Annotated in this window: 12 protein-coding genes; 6 read left to right on the forward strand and 6 right to left on the reverse strand. The window is 48.1% G+C overall.

Annotated elements, in window-relative coordinates; genetic code table 11:
* Positions 1–180: 180 nt before the first annotated feature.
* The 4 genes from QQL66_RS16665 to QQL66_RS16680 all read right to left on the reverse strand — a co-directional run bounded on the left by QQL66_RS16665 (position 181) and on the right by QQL66_RS16680 (position 6,499).
* Positions 181–1,965 carry an acyl-CoA dehydrogenase C-terminal domain-containing protein gene (locus QQL66_RS16665; protein ID WP_431356927.1) on the reverse strand — a complete coding sequence of 595 codons (1,785 nt, stop codon included), beginning with the start codon at positions 1,963–1,965 and terminating at the stop codon, positions 181–183.
* A 256-nt stretch (positions 1,966–2,221) separates the two neighbouring features.
* Entirely contained in the window at positions 2,222–3,163 is a 942-nt protein-coding gene (locus QQL66_RS16670) for a sodium-dependent bicarbonate transport family permease (RefSeq protein ID WP_284382954.1), read from the reverse strand.
* A gap of 3 nt (positions 3,164–3,166) precedes the next feature.
* Positions 3,167–4,984: a sodium-extruding oxaloacetate decarboxylase subunit alpha gene (oadA, locus tag QQL66_RS16675; protein WP_284382956.1), complete on the reverse strand. Its 1,818-nt coding sequence runs from the start codon at positions 4,982–4,984 to the stop codon at positions 3,167–3,169.
* 99 nt (positions 4,985–5,083) lie between these two features.
* The gene (locus QQL66_RS16680) at positions 5,084–6,499 is read right to left on the reverse strand and encodes an acetyl-CoA carboxylase biotin carboxylase subunit (RefSeq protein WP_284382958.1); all 1,416 of its coding nucleotides are present in this window, start codon (positions 6,497–6,499) and stop codon (positions 5,084–5,086) included.
* Between the two features lie 171 nt (positions 6,500–6,670).
* Here QQL66_RS16680 and QQL66_RS16685 point away from each other — a divergent pair, with 171 nt between their 5' ends.
* The 3 genes from QQL66_RS16685 to QQL66_RS16695 all read left to right on the forward strand — a co-directional run bounded on the left by QQL66_RS16685 (position 6,671) and on the right by QQL66_RS16695 (position 11,023).
* Positions 6,671–7,618: a LysR family transcriptional regulator gene (locus QQL66_RS16685; RefSeq protein WP_284382960.1), complete on the forward strand. Its 948-nt coding sequence runs from the start codon at positions 6,671–6,673 to the stop codon at positions 7,616–7,618.
* A gap of 232 nt (positions 7,619–7,850) precedes the next feature.
* Positions 7,851–8,738 (forward strand): hypothetical protein, encoded by an 888-nt coding sequence (locus tag QQL66_RS16690; protein ID WP_284382962.1) that lies wholly within the window; start codon positions 7,851–7,853, stop codon positions 8,736–8,738.
* A 260-nt stretch (positions 8,739–8,998) separates the two neighbouring features.
* A complete protein-coding gene (locus QQL66_RS16695) occupies positions 8,999–11,023 on the forward strand; it encodes an oxidoreductase (protein ID WP_284382963.1) in 2,025 nt (674 codons plus the stop codon).
* Between the two features lie 103 nt (positions 11,024–11,126).
* Here QQL66_RS16695 and QQL66_RS16700 read toward each other — a convergent pair whose 3' ends face one another.
* Positions 11,127–11,561 carry an SRPBCC family protein gene (locus QQL66_RS16700; protein ID WP_284382964.1) on the reverse strand — a complete coding sequence of 145 codons (435 nt, stop codon included), beginning with the start codon at positions 11,559–11,561 and terminating at the stop codon, positions 11,127–11,129.
* A gap of 317 nt (positions 11,562–11,878) precedes the next feature.
* Between QQL66_RS16700 and QQL66_RS16705 the strand changes: the two genes are divergently transcribed.
* The 3 genes from QQL66_RS16705 to QQL66_RS16715 all read left to right on the forward strand — a co-directional run bounded on the left by QQL66_RS16705 (position 11,879) and on the right by QQL66_RS16715 (position 16,066).
* Entirely contained in the window at positions 11,879–12,268 is a 390-nt protein-coding gene (locus tag QQL66_RS16705; protein ID WP_284382965.1) for an MAPEG family protein, read from the forward strand.
* A 176-nt stretch (positions 12,269–12,444) separates the two neighbouring features.
* Positions 12,445–13,293 carry a DUF6502 family protein gene (locus QQL66_RS16710; RefSeq protein ID WP_284382967.1) on the forward strand — a complete coding sequence of 283 codons (849 nt, stop codon included), beginning with the start codon at positions 12,445–12,447 and terminating at the stop codon, positions 13,291–13,293.
* On the forward strand, positions 13,283–16,066 hold the full coding sequence (locus QQL66_RS16715; RefSeq protein WP_284382968.1) for a hypothetical protein: 2,784 nt from the start codon (positions 13,283–13,285) through the stop codon (positions 16,064–16,066). The genes QQL66_RS16710 and QQL66_RS16715 overlap by 11 nt, the downstream gene beginning before the upstream one ends.
* A gap of 160 nt (positions 16,067–16,226) precedes the next feature.
* On the opposite strand, the gene QQL66_RS16720 is transcribed toward QQL66_RS16715, so the two are convergent.
* Positions 16,227–16,790, reverse strand: coding sequence for a hypothetical protein (locus QQL66_RS16720; protein WP_284382969.1), 564 nt, complete (start codon positions 16,788–16,790; stop codon positions 16,227–16,229).
* Positions 16,791–16,792: the final 2 nt, after the last annotated feature.

Below are 16,792 nucleotides of genomic sequence, written 5' to 3' on the forward strand. Positions count from 1 at the left end.
AAGCCGTCTAATCGCTAAAAATAAGACAAAAAAAGGCTCCGAACCCGGTGAAGGAACGGAGCAAACTTGGTGAGGAGCCTCAAAGAGGCGACTCGAAGGAAATCATAGAAAGAGACAGACTACCGAGGTGAACACACCCTCGCAGCCTGATCTGAACTAATTCATCTGAACTAATTCAGATTATCCGATTAACTGAGACTCGGTAATGTCCATGATGCTCGCTTTACCAGCCAACATCATTTCTTTGTGTGCACGGGCACGAGGCAAGATACGCTCGAAATAGAAGCGGGCGTTTTTCACTTTGGCATCGAGGAAATCACGATCAAAGGTTTCGCCATTAGGATGACGAGTACCGTCCAATAGCTCTTGCGCCACATTCGCCATCTTCAACCAGAAGTACGCCAGGCTGACATAGCCGGAGTACATCAAGAAGTCATAACTGGCAGCGCCCACTTCTTCAAAATCACCAATGGCTTTGGAGCCCACTTGTTTCGCCAATTGCGGCCACTCTTTTGAATAGCCGGACAAGGTATCAGCCAGATCACCCAACTTCTCACTTGACGTCTTTTTGCTCAGAACATGCATCAACTTGGTAAAGCTCAACAAGCTCTTACCCTGATTTGCCAGCACTTTACGGCCCAACAAATCCAGCGCCTGAATGCCGGTGGTTCCTTCATACAAAGTCGAAGCGCGGCCATCTCGGAATAATTGTTCTGCGCCAGTTTCTTTAATGAAACCATGACCACCGTACATCTGAATGGCTAAATCCGCCGAGGCCAACCCGGTATCGGTTAAGAAGCCTTTGGCTATCGGCGTCAGTAAACCAAGCAGTTCGACACGCTCTTTATCTGCACCCGGCTTATGCGACTCATCCAACAAGTCCGCACAGAATTGAGCCATCGCACGACCGCCTTCGGCCAACACTTTTTGCGTTAGCAACATGCGACGAACGTCCGGGTGAACAATGATCGGATCGGCTTCTTTTTCCGGCGCTTTAACACCACCCAAACTACGCATTTGAGTGCGCTCAACCGCATACTGAAGGCTCTTCTGGAAGCTGCGCTCGCTCAGACCAATGCCTTGAAGCGATGCGCCCAAACGCATTTCGTTCATCATGGTGAACATGGCGTTAATGCCTCGATTTGGCTTACCAATCAGGTAACCTTCGGCGCCCTCAAAGCTCATCGAACAGGTTGGGTTGGCGTGCATCCCCATCTTTTCTTCGATGCCGATACAATGCACTTCGTTCTTCTTGTTCCATACACCGGCTTTGTTTTTCAACTTGGCTGGCACCAGAAACAACGACAAACCTTTGATGCCTTTCGGGGCGTCTTTCAAACGAGCCAACACCAAGTGAACGATGTTATCAGCCGCATCGTGTTGCCCGGACGAAATAAAGATCTTATTACCCTTGATGCGATAGACACTCTCAGACACTTCTTCGGCAGACGTGCGAATCAAGCCCAGGTCCGAACCACAATGCGCTTCGGTCAAACACATGGTGCCCGTCCAAGTACCGGTTAATAACTTCTCAAGATAGGTTTCTTTCAGTTCGTCAGAACCGTGCCCGATGATCGCACGCGAGGCAGACATGGTCAGCGCCGGCGTCATACTGAACGAGTGGTTAGCCGACGTCAGGATTTCTCCCACAAGAGTAGACAAACGTTCAGGAAGACCTTGGCCACCGAATTGTTCCGGCATCGACAAGCCCATCCAGCCGCCTTCGGCGTAAGTACGGAAGGCATCACGTAACTTGGCAGGCAGGGTGACTTTGCCATTGTCGAAGACACAGCCATTGGTATCGCCATCCTGATTGATCGGAACCAGTTCTTCTTCGGCAAAGCGTGCTGCTTGTTCCAGAATGAAAAACAGATCTTCATTAGTAACGCCGTCCGTCCCTTGGTCATCCGACATTTCATTCAACAAAAACTGCATGTCCTTCAACGGGACTCGGTATTCTGGCAACTGCTCCGCCATGACTGGCTCCTCACTGTCGTTCGTAATTGTTCTTAGTGAGCGGATTATCAGGAACCACGAAAAAATCAGCCTTAACATTTGTTAAGCGACGGGATTTTCAATCAAAGGGAAGGTCAGAAAGGGAAAAAGACCATACTCCAAACAACTCAGGTAATACCTATGTTTAGTAATACCTAAGCTTTATCGCGGAGTATGGTCGGGGGTGAAACAATCTGAAAGGTTGGTTTAAGGTGAAACGACCGCCCTAGAATACGCTGATCAAGTGGTGATACAGCGGAATCCCGACAATGGCGTTGAATGGGAAGGTGATCCCCAACGACATCAACATTGCCAAGCCAATATCGGCGTTTGGAATCGCCGTTCGGATGGCCGCAGGTGCCGCAATATATGACGCACTGGCGGTTAACGTTGCCAACACCACCACAGAGCCTTCGGCCAAGCCCATCGCCATACCGGCACTTAGCCCAAGCAACGACAAACTCGGTGGAGCCAGTAGAGCAAACAACAGCAAACGCCATTTCTTCCAAGGCACTGGCGATAAGGTCTCTGCAGCCGTTAAGCCCATTTCCAACAAGAACAAGGCCAACACTGCTTTAAAAGCACTGGTGAAGAGTTCTGTTACACCGGCACCCTGAATCGGGCCGTACATAAAACCAATGATGACACCACCCGTAAGCAGGACCACACCCCGGTTGGTGAAGGTTTCACGCCAAAGCTCACTCTGAATCACGCCGGTATCCGGTTTGTTATTACCCAGTTTCCGGTAAAGGGTTAACGCCACCAAAATCGCTGGCAATTCCAACATAACCAGATACAAAGTCACTTCCGGATCAATCGGCAGATTAAGCGTATCCACATACGCCAGTGCCACCGCAAAGGTCCCGGCACTGACCGAGCCGTAGTGTGCCGCCAAACTCGCGGCATTGGCCCCATCCACTTTTGCCAGCTTGGTGAGCACCGGAATCACAATCAAAGGAATGATTGCCCCCAAGGCGGCTACCATCAACAACTCAAAGACCAAGGCCCACTCAAGGGAATCATGAAGTGCCATCCCCCCTTTCAAACCAATGGTTAACATCAATAACAGGCTCAGTGTTTCATAGGCCGCTTTGGGAATGCTCAAGTCAGACTTGAGCAACCCGGCGACCAAACCGAGCACAAAGAACATGACAACAATATCAGGCATTACTTAAGACTCCGGGGTAATTTCCACCAGAATTTCACCCGGTGTAACACGATCGCCTTTCTTCACGTGGACATGAGTAACCGTACCTGCGATGCCCGCTTGAATTTCGTTTTCCATCTTCATCGCTTCGGTGACCAGAATGCCCTGACCGGCTTTCACCTGATCGCCTTCTTTGACCAAGACATCCACCACATTGCCAGGCATGGCCGTGGTTACGTGACCAGGATCCGTCGCCCGTTGACGCTTGCTGCCACCGGCTTCACTCTGGTAGGAGTTAAGCGGCTCGAACAAGGTTTCTTCAGGCATTCCATCCAAAGAAAGATAAATTTTGCGCTTACCACTGTCCGCATCGCCGACACCGGTAATCGCCACTTCATAGGTCTCACCATGAACATTGATTCTGAACTCGGTCGGAGTACCACCCTGTTCTTGTGGAATCTGACCCGTGCCGATTGGCAGCAAGACTTCCGGCTCAAGGATGCCATCACGACGTTGCTCAAGGAACTCTTTCCCAAGATCCGGGAACATGGCGTAGGTCAGCACGTCTTCGTCTGATAACGCAAGATCACCAATTTCCGCCTTGAGCTTGGTCATCTCCGGCTTCAAATGATCTGCCGGACGGCCTTCGATCACCTCTTCATTGCCAATCGCACGTTTTTGCAATTCAGCATCAACCGCTGCCGGTGCTTGACCATAACCACCCTGCAGATAGCGTTTCACTTCATTGGTGATGGTTTTGTAGCGATCGCCACTCAATACGTTATACACCGCCTGCGTCCCGACAATCTGCGAGGTTGGTGTCACCAGTGGCGGATACCCCAGGTCTTTACGAACACGAGGAATTTCATCGAACACTTCGCGAATACGATCCAACGCATGCTGCTCTTTCAGTTGGTTCGCCAGATTCGACATCATTCCGCCCGGTACTTGGTTGATCTGTACCGACACGTCTTCATGGGTAAATTCGCTCTCAAACTGGTGATACTTCTTGCGTACTTCACGGAAGTAATCAGCAATTTCACCCAGCAACGTCAGATCCAAGCCTGTGTCGTATTGCGTGCCTTTTAATGCCGCAACCTGAGATTCGGTGGACGGATGGCTGGTGCCATTAGCAAAAGATGAAATGGCGGTATCGATACGATCCGCGCCTGCTTCAATGGCCTTCAACTGACACAGCCCGGCCAGACCCGCCGTTGAGTGACTGTGCAGCACAACCGGTAAATCCAACTCGGATTTCAGTGCCGTCACCAAATCAAAAGTCGCGTAGGGAGTTAACAGACCCGCCATGTCTTTAATGACGATGGAATCTGCGCCCATATCCTTCAACGTCTTCGCTTGCGTCACAAAGGATTCAGGGGAATGCACCGGACTGGTGGTATAACACAGCGTGCCTTGAGCATGCTTACCGGCTTTCTTCACCGCTTTCATTGCCGTTTCAAGGTTACGCACATCGTTCAGCGCATCGAACACACGGAACACGTCCATGCCATTGTCCGCCGCTTTCTGAACAAAGGCTTCCACCACGTCATCCGCATAATGACGGTAGCCAAGCAGATTTTGACCGCGCAGTAACATCTGCAGACGGGTATTTGGCAAGGCTTCACGAAGTTTACGCAGACGCTCCCACGGATCTTCTTTCAGGAAGCGCACACAAGCATCGAAGGTTGCACCGCCCCAGGCTTCCAAAGACCAGTAGCCCACCTGATCCAGCTTTTCACAAATCGGGAGCATGTCCTCTGTACGCATCCGCGTAGCGATCAAGGATTGATGCGCGTCGCGTAAAATTACATCAGTAACTTCAATTTTTTTACTCGCAGTCATGAGAGTGTCCTTAAAATTTTGTCATCTCTAATTCTGTTGAATCCGTCGTTATCAACCGACATCTACCAACCACCATCTACCAACCGGTATGGGCACTTATTACCAACCGGCGTGAGCCGCTACCGCCGTGGCAATGGCTAACGCAATTTCACTCGGATGCGTCTTTTCGGAGTACTTCAATAGCTCTGGATGATCAGGCACAAAGCTGGTATTAAACTCAGCCCGTTTAAAATCCTCATGGGCCAGAATTTCTTTGTAGTAGTTGGCCGTGGTTTTAATGCCATGCAGTCGCATGTCGTCGAGCGCACGCTGACCTCGGGCAATCACTTCGTCCCAACGTAATGCCCACACCACCAATTTGAGACACATGGAATCGAAATACGGCGGGATCTCGTAGCCGGTATAAATCGCGGTATCGACACGAACCCCGGGGCCACCCGGCGCGTAGTAGTGACTGACACGACCAAAACTTGGTAGGAAATCATTCTTCGGATCTTCCGCATTCACCCGGAACTGCAAGGCATAGCCACGGTACTGAATGTCTTCTTGTCGATAACTCAGAGGCAACCCCGAGGCGATCTGGATTTGCTCACGAACAATGTCCACACCGGTAATTTGTTCGGTAATGGTATGCTCCACCTGAACACGGGTATTCATTTCCATGAAATACACCTGATTGCCGGTCAGCAGGAATTCCACCGTACCGGCGTTTTGATAGCCCACCGCTTGCGCCGCTTTCACCGCCAACTCACCGATGTAATTACGCTGTTCAGGCGTCAACTGTGGACTTGGCGCAATCTCAATCAGCTTCTGGTTACGACGTTGGATCGAACAGTCACGTTCGTACAAGTGAATAACATTGCCTTGGGAATCGGCCAACACCTGAACCTCAATGTGCTTAGGATTCACGATGCATTTTTCGAGGAACACTTCGGCACTGCCGAAGGCTTTGGTGGCCTCACTGATCACACGAGGGTATTGAACGGTCAGCTCTTCCGCCGAGTCACAACGTCGAATCCCTCGACCGCCGCCACCCGATGTGGCTTTCAGCATCACCGGATAACCGATCTCCTCCGCCAGTTTCAGCGCTTCATCGAGGTCTGCCAGATTGCCTTCCGAACCGGGCGTCACCGGCACACCTGCCGCCCGCATGCTGTCCCGTGCTTGAGTCTTGTCGCCCATCTTGTGGATAACGTCGGATTTAGGCCCGATGAAGACCAAGCCTTGCTCTTCACACAGACGCGCAAACTCGGCATTTTCAGAAAGAAAGCCATAACCTGGGTGAATCGCATCACACCCCACTTGCTTCGCCAAACTGACAATCTTGTGCGGGTCCAGGTACCCAGCTAATGGGTCCTCTCCAAGAGAATAAGCTTCGTCCGCACGTTTCACATGCAGCGCATGACGGTCGGGTTCGGTATAAATTGCCACCGAACGCACGCCCATTTCGGCACACGCACGGATGATACGCACTGCAATTTCACCCCGGTTAGCAATCAATATTTTCTTTAGCATTGGTTTATTCCCTAGCAAAAAATGCCCAGAGTTTTAGTTGTAGAACCTTATGCTCTGGGCCATCGAGTCATTTTTGGTAAGGATAGTGTCGATATCTATAATGTAAAATTGTTATTATTTAGCTTAGATATAAGCTTTTACTTATAGATAAGTATTTCCTGGAGAATTCACATGCCGTTATCGGTTCAAAAATTAGCCAACCGACTGACTTTCCGACAACTTCAGGTATTTCTCGGTGTATATCAGGCCAAAAGCTATTCCAAAGCAGGGGAAGTGTTGGGCCTGAGCCAACCAGCCGTCAGCAGCCAAATCCGACAATTGGAGAGTGCGCTAGGCGTTCCTGTGTTTGAATACGTGGGACGAAAACTCTACTGCACCGCCGCAGGGGAAAAGCTTGCAAGCTCCATTCAAGTGATCTTTGAAGAACTGCGATTCCTCCAATCCAACCTGGCTGAGATGAAGGGGCAAGTGGCCGGTGATTTGAATCTGGTGGCGGTGAATACCGCGCAATACGTGGTGCCCTATTTGCTGAAAGATTTTCTCTCAGAACACCCGGCTTTAAATGTCAAAGTCAGTGTGGTGAATCGCTCGGAAGCCTTACGTCGATTGAACAAAAACCAGGATCACTTAGTGATCATGGGTATGGTACCCGAAGAGAAACCGCTCGCCTCCCTGCCCTTTATGGACAACGAATTTTTGCCAGTGGCACATGCCAATCACCCAATCCATCAGACCAAAGATCCAAGCATTCAGGACTTCATTAATGCCGGTTTGTTATCGAGGGAAATGGGCTCGGGCAGCCGACTGGCGTTTGAACTCTATTGCCACGAAAACCGCATTCGTTATAAACCTGTGATGGAATTAGGCTCCAACGATGCGGTGAAACACGGTGTTTTGGCCGAGCTGGGGGTCGCGGTGCTCCCCAAGTTAGGTATTCTGCCAGAACTCAAATTGGGTCTGTTGAAAGAAGTGAAAATTCCGGGCTTTTCATTAAAACGTTCGTGGTGCGTGGTTTACCCCAAAGCCAAACACCCTACGCCTGCGATGTCGGCCTTGCTGGACTATATTCACAATAATCTCGATAGCTTTGAGCAGCATCCAATGCATTTACACACCTAATGCCTCAAGATATCTAATACATTAAGACATCTAATACATTAAGACATCTAATACATTAAGACATAGAAACATCCGGTAGATGAGAAAAGTCACGGTGAGAACGGCCATAATGAGAACAACTGTCGAGTGAGAAAAAGAATCCGTCCGATTCACTTTCGACAGCATCCGCGCAATCTTTTACAGTAGAGCCAGATAACAAGCCATATAACAATAATTCGTAGAGTTGATCCTTGTGAAGAAGTCGAACTTAATCTGGTACAGCATCGCCGCCAATGTCCTGCTGGGCATTCTTGTTTTGTTTGCGTTGTTCAATCCGTTGTTTTTCTTAAACTTCAACATCAAGCTCAATAAACCTGTGGATATCGCACTGGATCAAGACATCCCGTTTAAAACCAATATCCAGCAAGATCTGATCATCGACATTCCGAAAGCCTTAAAGGGCGATGTCATGCTCGATAACAACATCGATGTCACTCTGAATGAAACCCTTCAAGTGCCGTTGGATTTTGAGTTGGATGTCGCACTCAATACCACATTAGATTTTGAAACCACCACCAAACTGGACGTGGTGTTGCCGGTGGATATCCCCATCAGCAAAGAACAACTGACCTTCAATACCCTGACCGTGGCCCTGAGCGACGGCGTGATGATTGACGATGAAATCGAAGTAAATACGGTACTGCCAGTGGATACAGAAGTGACCACAGTTGCCGGTATTACGTTACCGATCCAGGCCAATATCCCCGTCAACATTCGCGTGCCAATTCATCAACGGGTTCATGTTTCGGAAGCCGTCAATGCGGACATCCATGCTCTGGATGCTCGTTTGCACGCCACAATCCCCGTCAAAGCCGACATTCCGATTCAAGGCAGTGTCGATGTCAGCGGCTCGGTAAAAGTACCGGTGAAACATGTGGTATCAGTGCCCGTGGCCCAAGATCTTAGCCTACCCGTTACCTCTTCGGTGCCGGTCAGTATCAAGCTGACGCAAGGTATTCCAGTGAAATTAAACTTTGATGTCGACAGCCAGGTTCAGTTGAATGAGACCATCCCGGTATCCATTAATGGCGACTTTTCGATCATGGCCGATGATGTCAAAGTTGAGGTGTGGCAGCGCTAACTAATCACCTCCGTCGCTATTGAGAGAAAACGACAACTTCATAAAAACCACCCCCTCTTTAACAAATGTTAAGGATCAATTACCTAACTCCAAAGATACTAGCCCCACATTCGGTGTGGGCAAATCGGTGCTGATTGTCTTTTTAGCGGCGGCACTCCCAGAAGAAAGCAATGCCCCTACACCTCTCGTAGTACACGAGACAAACAACAGACTAGAAGAATACAGCGGCCTCAAAGAAAGGCTTGTGAAGGAGTTATGTTATGACCAACCCACATTTTCCAAAGTTGATGGAACCATTAGATCTTGGCTTCACCACACTAAGAAACCGAGTATTGATGGGCTCTATGCACACTGGCCTTGAAGAACACAAAGACGGCGTCAACCGTATGGCGGCGTTCTTCGCTGAACGTGCTCGTGGAGGTGTTGGCATGATCGTAACCGGTGGGTTTGGCCCGAACGCCGAAGGCGCGACGCACCCGCACACCAACCTGATCAAAAGCGATGAAGACGCGCTGAAACATAAGCCAATTACCGATGCAGTACACGCCGAAGGCGGTAAGATCTGTATGCAGATTCTTCATACCGGTCGTTATGCTTTTAACCCGAATTCGGTAGCCCCTTCTGCGATTCAGGCGCCGATCAACCCGTTCAAGCCAAAAGAGCTGAATAAAGAGGGAATCGACCAGCAAATTCAGGACATCGTTAATATGGCCAAATTCGCGCAAGTGGGCGGCTACGACGGTGTTGAAATCATGGGTTCGGAAGGTTACTTCATCAACCAGTTCCTGGCACAACGTACCAACCAGCGTGACGACGAATTCGGCGGTGAATACAAAAACCGTATGAAAGTAGCCATCGACACCGTTCGTCGTACCCGTGAAGCAGTCGGCGAAGAGTTCATCATTATTTATCGTCTGTCGATGCTGGATCTGGTTGAAGGCGGCAGCACGTACGAAGAAGTGGTTGAGCTAGGTAAAGAAATCGAAAAAGCCGGCGCAACCATCATCAATACGGGTATTGGCTGGCACGAAGCGCGTATTCCTACTATCGCCACCAAAGTACCTCGCGCGGCCTTTACTTGGGTAACCGCGAAATTCCGTAAAGAATTGAGCATTCCTGTAATCACCTCTAACCGTATCAACACGCCGGAAGTAGCCGAAGAAGTGTTAGAGCGTGGTGATGCGGACATGGTATCGATGGCGCGTCCATTCCTTGCTGATCCGTTCTTCGTTCAGAAAGCAGAAGAAGGTCGCAGCGACGAGATCAACACCTGTATCGGCTGTAATCAGGCGTGTTTGGATCACGTATTCAGCGGCAAGATGACCAGCTGTTTAGTAAACCCTCGTGCCTGTCACGAAACAGAAATCGTCATCGAACCAGCGAAAGAAATCAAAAACATCGCGGTTGTGGGTGCAGGCCCGGCCGGTCTTGGTTTTGCAACTACTGCAGCCTCTCGTGGCCATAAAGTAACAGTCTTTGATGCGTCTGCTGAAATCGGCGGTCAATTCAATGTGGCGAAGCAGATTCCTGGTAAAGAAGAGTTCTACGAAACCATTCGTTACTTCGGTAAGCAAATCGAATTAACCAGCGTTGAGTTGAAACTGAACACCCGTGTAACAGCGGAAGACCTGAACAACGGCAACTTCGACGAAGTCGTCATTGCAACGGGTATCGCACCACGTACACCAGACATCGAAGGCATCGATCATCCGAAAGTGATGAACTACCTCGATGTTCTGAAAGACAAGAAGCCGGTTGGTAAGAAAGTAGCTGTGATTGGTGCCGGCGGTATCGGTTTTGACGTATCTGAATACCTGACACACGAAGGTGAAGCCACCAGCCAAAACATTGAAGCCTTCATGAAAGAATGGGGTGTGGATATGACGCTACAAGCTCGTGGTGGTATCGAAGGCGTTGAGCCGGAAGTTCACGCATCGCCACGTGAAGTCTTCCTACTTCAGCGTAAGAAATCCAAAGTGGGTGCCAAGCTGGGTAAAACCACAGGTTGGATTCACCGTACCGGTCTGAAGAACAAAGGCGTTCAGATGGTGCCGGGTTGTACTTATGTGAAGATCGACGACCAAGGTCTGCACGTGGAAGTGGGTGATCAGAAACAAGTACTGGAAGTCGACAACATCGTTGTGTGTGCCGGTCAGGAGCCACTTCGCGAATTGGTTGAAGGCTTAGAGAAGCCACATCACCTGATCGGTGGTGCCGACGTTGCGGCAGAGCTGGATGCGAAGCGTGCCATAGATCAAGGCACTCGTTTAGCTGCTGAGATCTAACCTTTCGTTAGATTTCTGTTCAAAGCCTTGTAAGAAAAAAGCCCCATCACCGAAAGGTCATGGGGCTTTTTTTATAGCTAAACCGTCTCGACTCTAACCTCTTCTAGCATCGCCCTTTCATCTCAAACAACCCTTGAAGCTTATCCAAACACCCGGTCCATCCCTGAAGATGGATATCCTTATGTTCTTGCTCAACAAACCCCTGATGAGCCAAGGAAATCAGAGTCTTGTCCTGCTCCACTTGGGAAAAAGAAATCGCGACCTCAGACGTCCTGTCGCCCTGACCCAGCTGCCAACTGAATCGCAACGCTTCATTTTCAACAATTTCGAGATATTGGCCACGCACGATACATAGATCTCCGGTGGGCTCCTGCCTCACGACACAGAAGCGACCATCCCTTCGGAAATCCAAAATCGCATCGGACACCATCATGTCGCCAGGAGCAAACCAGTGAATGACCAAATCAGGTTCTGTAAATGCATCAAACGCCAGCGCCGGGTTTGTGGCCAATTTACGCTCTAGGTTGAGAGAGAACATAAAAATTCTACCGAGTCTGTACAAGTGCTCTCAGTGTAGACACTTTCAGCCACTGTACACTGCGATATATCAATACAACGCGCTCCCGCCGGCCAAGGGGCGGTTTTGCCTGATAAATGACGAGATACACACTGTTCTGATACCTGCAACCAAGATATTTTCGAATCACTGATGTCGTCTATTTATTTGATCTTTACAGGCGGGCTGGTCATGCTCTGTTTCAAACAGTTTTCCATAATTGATTTGATCCTCAATGATCCGATTTATAACAAGAAGGTCGTACCAACGGATCAATCTAAACAACAAAAGGACTCACTATGACCGTTATCGTCAGTGTAATGATCTTCGCTATTTTGATGATTGTGATTACCAAAGCGCCAGTTGCTCTCGCTATGGCAAAGCAGGAAAAAGGTTATGACAACCGTTATCCGAGGGAACAGCAAAAGCAACTGACCGGGTTTGGGCAACGCGCCCTGGCCGCCCATCTTAACCACTTTGAATCACTGCCAGTCTTTATCGGTTCACTGGTGATGGCACTGATTGCGACACCGGATGTTCCCACCATCGAAACTCTGGCTCTGACCTACGCCGGTGCGCGTATCGCCTATACCCTGTGTTACTGGGCTGATGTCCATTGGTTGCGAAGCCTCAGCTGGGCTGTTGGCTTCGGCTCGTGCATCGGTTTGCTGGTGATTTCATTGCCGTAGACAGTTACTCAAAACTTATTAGGTCACATCTCCCTATTCAAAAATCTCGCTCCGAACATACTTCTGTATGACTTAGATGGTTTTTCAAACCGTTTCTAAGTCATATCAGCCTCTCTTTGTTGCTATTTGTAAATTTTGGGAATATATTCCCAAATATCTTGGACGATAGCTAAATCATGGACGATTCCCAAAGCAATTTAGAAAGAGCAGTCAAGAAACTGCTCACACCGCTTATTCGCTTACTCATACGCTCAGGTGTGGGCTTTGCCTCATTTGCAGAATGGGCAAAAGCTATCTATGTCTCAGAAGCAGAAAAAAGCTTTTCCATTGAAGGAAAAAAGCAAACGACCTCACGCATTTCGATTCTGACGGGCTTACATCGGAAAGATGTCTCCCGACTTCGCACCGAACAAGTAAATGGCAGTCAATCATCCAACAGCAATGGATCTAATCGGGCTGAGCGCGTCATTCAAGGCTGGCTAAGAACAGCGGGATATTCAGACGATTCAGACACACCGATAACCATTCCGGTAACGGGCTCTCATCCAAGCTTTGAAAGTTTAGTGCAGCAAACCAGCGGTGACATGCCCTATGTTGCCGTTCTGGATGAACTCAAGCGTATTAATGCTGTGGTGGTAAACGACGAAGGCGTGTCATTAGTTTCAAAAGGCTATGTACCTTTTCATAACGACCAGGAACGACTCAAGATCATGGGGCAAAGTGGCTTTGATCTCTTGAACACACTGGAACACAACCTCAACCCGCAAACCGACAAACCCAAAATGCAGCTCACAGTGGCCTATAACAACTTAACCAAACAGGATGTGGAAGAGTTCGAACGACTGAGCCGAGCGGAATCGGAACAGCTGTTGTTGAAATTAAACCGATGGCTCGCAGCCAGAGACAAAGACACAAATAATTCACGTGCGAATGAGCACGACACGAACGATAAAACCCGCCACAGAGCAGGTATCGGTATTTACTACTTAGAGAACCTAACGAAGGACGATAGCAATGAAATTTAAACTGGCATTGGCCATTATGGGGGCAAGCTTTGCCATTTTGACAGGCTGCTCCAGCGGCGGAGGCAGTGGCTCTGACGAAGGCGGTATTACAGGCACCGGCTACAGTGTTGAAGGAACCGCTCAGAAAGGGCCATTCTTATTGGGCTCAACGGTCAACGTAACGAAACTTACTAACGAAGGCATTTCGACCAGTACCTCTTTGGACACTCAAACCGAGGACAATTTAGGTAACTTCAAATTCGTTATGAACAGCACCGGACCAGCCATTATTACGGTGAACGGCTACCACTATAACGAGCTTACCGGCGCCATTTCTGATGATACTCTGACGTTAAGAGCTGTCTACGAAATTTCAGACAGTAATGAACAACAGGCTAACGTCAACCTCCTGACCCACCTTATTCATGGCCGGGTATTAGAACTCATGTCTCAAGGTCAACCAGTCAATCAAGCCATTCAACAAGCACAGCAAGAGTGGGTGACAGAGCTAGAGCCAGTGGTTGATTCTGAGGTAACCGCCGAGTTCACCAAGCTGAACATTTACGACGGTGAAGACGCCAGCAGTGCCGCCGACAACGCCTATTTACTGTTCGTCTCGGCAATGTTCTATCAACACGCAACCAACCTGGCAGACGCACAAAATACCAGTCTGGAGGCCAAGCTGGTTGAACTGCTCAATACCACGGCGAGCGACTTCAGAAACGATGGCGATATCGACGCTCCAGATTTACTGGATGATTTACGTGTGGCAGCTACAGAACTAGACATCGAAGCCGTTCAAACCAACCTCGAAAGCTTCAGCGAAGGTGAAACGGGTACTGCAATTCCTTCTGCTAGCATCGGTGACTTGCAAAATCAGGTAGTCATTTTATCGCCTGCCGAGTTTTCAAATATCAATGCAACGACTCAGGTACGATTCTCTCTCCCGAATCAAACAACTAACGTCACCTATTCACTACTCGTCGATGGCGAAGTGGTTGCGACCAAACACATTAACGAAGCAACACAAGAAGAGCTGGACGCCGGTATTTTAAATATCACCTGGCAGCCTTACTTTTGGGGCGAGGCCGTATCCTCTAATCATTCGTTACTGGTACAAGCCTCAGTAGGCAATAAACGCGCGAACTCGAATTTAGTCACCGTCACCGTTGATCCAGAGGTAAGAAATGAACTATCACTGGTCTCCCCCGTTAATGGCGTAAGCTTCCAAAACCAGAATTCAGCAACACTGAGCTGGAACGCAATTGACGGTGCGACAGCTTACACCGTTCAGTTATCGAAAGATGGTTTCTCAAATATCCTTCGTGAACAAACTACCCCTACTACCTCGTTTGAAGTAACGAGCTTATCCCTCGGCGATTATCAATGGCGCGTTCGTGCAACCAACGTACTAGATCAAACAGGCCCATGGAGCAACAGCAGATCCTTCACGATTGCACCACTAGATGCCCCCGGCAACTTAACCTCTAACGTAGTTTCAAACGAAACAGATTACGACGTAACACTTAACTGGGGTGCAGTCGGTCAAGCTCAGTCTTATAACATTGAAATTTCGCGTGATGAAACCTTTACTACAGCTTCAGCCATCAGCACCAACTCCCAGGCAACTCAAGCGGTTGAAACTCTAACCATAGGGGAATACTACTGGCGGGTTCAAGCTGTAGATCAGAATGGTTTGGGAGGAGAGTGGAGTGAGGCTCAAGTGCTCCCTGTTGGGGTGTTTAGAACTCAACTTGGGGGAAGTGGTTTAGAATATCTTAGAGATGCAAGTCCTTCAATCCAAGGTGGATATTTACTTCTTATAGCAACTAATTCCCGTGATTTAAATCCCAATGTGAGTGGTTATGACGACTGGTTAGTATATATAGATGAGACTGGAAACATCATAAATGAATATTTCTCAATTGCCTCAGGAGATGTTCGATTTAGAGAACTTTATGAGTCCCCTACTGGTTATATATATCTAGTAGGACGAGATAACTCCAGTGGCCAAGCCATTATTATTAAATTAAACCAAAACCTCGAATTAATCTGGGAAAGTTTATATAAACCCGACAATTATAATGAATATATGTTCTTCAGCTTGACAGAGTGGAACAACGAACTCTATGTAACATCAGGTGAATGCTTACATAAAGTTGATATTAATAATGGTGAAATAGGAGCACCTATAGTATTTCCCGAAATCAATCCTATAAGTATTCTGCACATTAATAAATTATTAACATCAAGCACTAACAATTTGGTGCTTTCAGGGGTGGCAAAGGATAGTAATATTACCGACTACATAAAAGATCTTGATGATGGAGCAATTATACTTCAATTAAACTCAGATTTTTCTGTTTTGAGCCAATGGAATAATAGCGGTGATCGTTTACATCTTAATGTTGGTCAAATAACTGAAATTACAGATCAAAAATATGCTGTGATTGGTCAAAGTGCTTTTGAAGGGTTAAGCTTATCAATAGTCGATAGGAATACGGAATATCATGCTCAAGAAGAGCTTCTGAGCGAGGGTGGATGGTATGAATATGGCTCCGTTATTGGTAAAAATAAACAAGGAGGGATCACGGGCTTGTTTCCTGCATATAACTTAGAGAATTTTTCATTAGTATCCTATGATAGCCATGCCAATAAAATATTTAATCAAGAGTTCACAGATACTTATGGAAAAATTAGCCATGGAGGAGTTATAAATAGTACTGAAGATTCAGTAATCTTAGCATATACAGTAAATAACCAAGTAGTTATCAACAAAATTGCTTCACCGTAAAATTATTACAGTATTAAAAGCCTAAATTCAGACCTGAATTCAGATAATAAGTGCAACACTCATGGTTGAACTGGTGAGAAGAGACTAACTGCCTGTTGGTGGTATTCTTTAATCACCACAAAAAAAGATAATCACCATGAGTTACAGGCAGCTAGTCAGCTTATTCAATCACCAGCTGCAATTCGGCCATCATGTACCCTGTATTACTGTGCAAGTTAATCAGGGTACGGCCGTTGCCCACCACTTGATATCCTCGATCCAGCGCCGTTAAATACAGCTGATGCCACGCCAGCATGAGTTCGGTTTGGTTGCCTTTGAATTGGGCGACCAGGCAATGAGCCTCTGGTTTTAATTCGGATTTAAATTCATCCTTGGGCTCCCCTTCCCGTTTCACCCACCACCCCAATTGAATCATGGTGTCTTCTTTGAGGATGGAGTCGACGGTTGCGCCTTCCACCACCAGCGAAAAAGCACCGTCAATTTCAGTGGTTGTTTGGAACGCAATGGTCTGAGCCAAGCGTTTGGCCAAGGCTTCGGTGGTCGGTTGGTCTTTGGCTTGCTGGATGCTGTATTCACCGAAATACCAATGACGAGCAGGAATATCTTTCACTTCAAGACTGGTTAAGTCTAACCCGGTGTTCAAAGTTGGAGACGCGAAGGCAGAAGAGAGATTCAAAAGAAGTACAAATACTGGCAACACTACCAGAGAAATAAGACGTGTCATGA

Source organism: Litoribrevibacter albus, from assembly GCF_030159995.1.
GTDB lineage: Bacteria > Pseudomonadota > Gammaproteobacteria > Pseudomonadales > Litoribrevibacteraceae > Litoribrevibacter > Litoribrevibacter albus.

What these genes read in the sequence shown, in the direction of transcription:
- QQL66_RS16670 (WP_284382954.1), bottom strand. Translation starts at nt 3,163, where the DNA reads ATGCCTGATATTGTTGTCATGTTCTTTGTGCTCGGTTTGGTCGCCGGG.
- oadA (WP_284382956.1), bottom strand. Translation starts at nt 4,984, where the DNA reads ATGACTGCGAGTAAAAAAATTGAAGTTACTGATGTAATTTTACGCGAC.
- QQL66_RS16680 (WP_284382958.1), bottom strand. Translation starts at nt 6,499, where the DNA reads ATGCTAAAGAAAATATTGATTGCTAACCGGGGTGAAATTGCAGTGCGT.
- QQL66_RS16685 (WP_284382960.1), top strand. Translation starts at nt 6,671, where the DNA reads ATGCCGTTATCGGTTCAAAAATTAGCCAACCGACTGACTTTCCGACAA.
- QQL66_RS16695 (WP_284382963.1), top strand. Translation starts at nt 8,999, where the DNA reads ATGACCAACCCACATTTTCCAAAGTTGATGGAACCATTAGATCTTGGC.
- QQL66_RS16700 (WP_284382964.1), bottom strand. Translation starts at nt 11,561, where the DNA reads ATGTTCTCTCTCAACCTAGAGCGTAAATTGGCCACAAACCCGGCGCTG.
- QQL66_RS16705 (WP_284382965.1), top strand. Translation starts at nt 11,879, where the DNA reads ATGACCGTTATCGTCAGTGTAATGATCTTCGCTATTTTGATGATTGTG.
- QQL66_RS16710 (WP_284382967.1), top strand. Translation starts at nt 12,445, where the DNA reads ATGGACGATTCCCAAAGCAATTTAGAAAGAGCAGTCAAGAAACTGCTC.
- QQL66_RS16715 (WP_284382968.1), top strand. Translation starts at nt 13,283, where the DNA reads ATGAAATTTAAACTGGCATTGGCCATTATGGGGGCAAGCTTTGCCATT.
- QQL66_RS16720 (WP_284382969.1), bottom strand. Translation starts at nt 16,790, where the DNA reads ATGACACGTCTTATTTCTCTGGTAGTGTTGCCAGTATTTGTACTTCTT.